Here is a 2,616-nt window from a genome sequence, read left to right as displayed (position 1 = left end):
ACCCCGGTGGGGGGCCACCGGGGTGGGGGACGCCGGAGAGCAGGCGCGAGGTCGGATCACAGGCGGCAGGCGTGGATGGTGGTCGTCAGGATCGCCCGGGCACCCAACTCGTCCAGGTCGTCCATGATCCGCTGGGCCTCACGCGTGGGCACCATCGAGCGGACGGCGACCCAGCCGCGGTCGTGCAGGGGGGAGACGGTCGGGGACTCCAGGCCGGGGGTGAGGGCGACCGCCTTCTCCACCAGTTCGGCCCGGATGTCGTAGTCCATCATCACGTAACGCCGGGCCACCAGGACACCCTTGAGCCGGCGCAGGAACTGACGCACCTTGGGGTCGGTGGTGTCGGCTCCGCGGCGGCGGGCGACCACCGCCTCGGAGGAGAGGACGGGTTCACCGATGATCTCCAGACCGGCGTTGCGCAGGGTGGTGCCGGTCTCCACCACATCGGCGATCACGTCGGCGACACCGAGCTGAATGGCGGTCTCCACCGCTCCGTCCAGGCGCACCACGGAGGCGTCGACCCCGTGCTCCGCGAGGTGGTTCACGACCACGCCGACGAAGGAGGTGGCCACGGTGAGACCGTCGAACTGGGAGACGTCGCGGACGCCACCGGGACGGGTGGCGTAGCGCAGGGTGGAGGCGGCGAAGCCGAGCGGCATGATCTCCTCGGCCTCGGCCCCGGAGTCCATCAGCAGGTCACGGCCGGTGATGCCGATGTCGAGCTTGCCGGAGCCGACGTAGACGGCGATGTCCCGGGGACGCAGGAAGAAGAACTCCACCTGGTTGTCGGTGTCGATGAGAACCAGTTCGCGGCTGTCCTTGCGCTGCCGGTAACCGGCCTCCTGCAACATGGTCGCCGCGGGTCCGGAGAGCGAACCCTTGTTGGGGACGGCGATGCGCAACATGACGGGGCTTCCTTTGCGGGTGACGTGACGGGAGCGGGTGCGGGTGGGCGGAACCGGAGGGGTTCCGCTCACAGATGCTCGTAGACGTCCCGGAGGGTGATGCCCCGGGCGACCATCATCACCTGGAGGTGGTAGAGGAGCTGGGAGATCTCCTCGGCGGTGCGCTCGGCGCCCTCGTGCTCGGCGGCCATCCACACCTCCGCCGCCTCCTCGACGACCTTCTTGCCGATCGTATGGACACCGGCGGCCACGAGCTCGGCGGTGCGGGAGGTTGCGGGGTCGCCTGTGGCGGCCTTCTGCTGGAGCTCGGCGAAGAGCTCCTCGAACGTCTTGTTGGCCATGGTGCGGCCCAGCCTACGCGGTGCGCCGGCCGGGCCGCGTTCAGCGCCAGGGTTCGGACACGGTCCGCAGGACGGCGGCGGTGGCGACCGCGGCGGTGACCGCCTCGTGTCCCTTGTCCTCCGCGGATCCGGGCAGCCCGGCACGGTCGAGCGCCTGTTCCTCGGTGTCGCAGGTGAGCACGCCGAAGCCGACCGGCACCCCGGTGTCCACGGCCACCCGGGTCAGGCCCTCGGTGACACCGTGGCACACATAGTCGAAGTGTGGGGTGCCGCCGCGGATCACGACTCCGAGCGCCACGATCGCGTCGTAGCCACGACCGGCCAACACCTTGGCCACAACCGGTAGTTCGAAGCTGCCCGGCACCCGGAGCAGGGTGGGCTCGTGGATGCCGAGTTCGCCCAGGGCGCGCAGGGCGCCCTCCACGAGGCCGGTCATGACCGGTTCGTGCCACTGGGCCGCGACGACCGCGACACGCAGATCCGCGCACTCGCGGATGGTGAGTTCGGGAGCGCCCTTGCCGCTCACGCTGTCCTGCCTCTCAGGTCGTGGGGTCGATCCGCGCCCGGGGATCGGGGCGGCGGTGGACCCCGGGAATGACGGGGTGGTGTCGGGGACCGATGGGGCGCGCGGGTCGGTGACCGGCGCGCGCCCCGGTCACCGGGCGGAGCAGCCGGAGAGCGGCACGACGGGGCCGGGGAGGCCCTCGTCCAGCCAGGGCAGTTCGTGCCCCATCCGGTCCCGCTTGGTGCGCAGGTAGCGCAGGTTGTGCTCCCCGGCCGAGACCGGCACGGGCTCCCGGGCCGTCACGGTCAGACCGTGCCGGCGCAGGGCGTCCACCTTGTCGGGATTGTTGGTCAACAGACGGAGCGAACGCACCCCGAGGTCCTCCAGGACCCGGGCGGCGACGGCGTAGTCCCGGGCATCGGCCGGTAGACCGAGTTCGAGGTTGGCGTCCAGGGTGTCACGGCCGTGCTCCTGGAGTTCGTAGGCGCGCAGCTTCGGCAACAGGCCGATCCCGCGTCCCTCGTGACCGCGCAGATAGACCAGGACGCCCCGCCCCTCCTCGGCGATCCTGGCCAGGGAGGCACGCAACTGGGGCCCGCAGTCGCACCGTTGCGAGCCCAGGACATCGCCGGTCAGGCACTCCGAGTGGACCCGAACCGGGATGTCCGGGGCTCCCGCGGGATCCCCGGCCACGAGCGCGATGTGCTCCACTCCGTCGGCCGCCCGATAGCCGTGGGCACGGAAGAGGCCGTACTCGGAGGGCAGGGCGGTGCTGGCCTCGCGCCGCACCGGTGCCGGCGGAGGAGAGACACCGGCGCGTCCCGTGCCGGCGACGGCGGGCGCGGCTGTGGGGTCGGGGGTGCCG

At 71.8% G+C, this 2,616-nt stretch carries 4 protein-coding genes; all 4 read right to left on the bottom strand.

All coding sequences use genetic code 11. The features are described 5' to 3' along the window. Positions 1-56 precede the first annotated feature (56 nt). Positions 57-905, bottom strand: coding sequence for an ATP phosphoribosyltransferase (gene hisG / locus FNQ90_RS19250; protein ID WP_182607514.1), 849 nt, complete (start codon positions 903-905; stop codon positions 57-59). Positions 906-973: 68 nt separating this feature from the next. Next, positions 974-1,246, bottom strand: a complete 273-nt coding sequence (locus FNQ90_RS19245; RefSeq protein WP_143622446.1) for a phosphoribosyl-ATP diphosphatase — start codon at positions 1,244-1,246, stop codon at positions 974-976. 40 nt (positions 1,247-1,286) lie between these two features. Further along, entirely contained in the window at positions 1,287-1,772 is a 486-nt protein-coding gene (gene ribH / locus FNQ90_RS19240) for a 6,7-dimethyl-8-ribityllumazine synthase (protein WP_143622444.1), read from the bottom strand. 129 nt (positions 1,773-1,901) lie between these two features. Further along, on the bottom strand, positions 1,902-2,616 hold a 715-nt coding region (gene ribA, locus FNQ90_RS19235; protein WP_182607513.1), incomplete at its 5' end, for a GTP cyclohydrolase II.

Origin of the sequence: Streptomyces alkaliphilus, assembly GCF_014141535.1 — a bacterium.
GTDB classification, from domain to species: Bacteria; Actinomycetota; Actinomycetes; order Streptomycetales; family Streptomycetaceae; genus Streptomyces; species Streptomyces alkaliphilus.
This window is presented reverse-complemented; position numbering and strand designations above follow the sequence as displayed.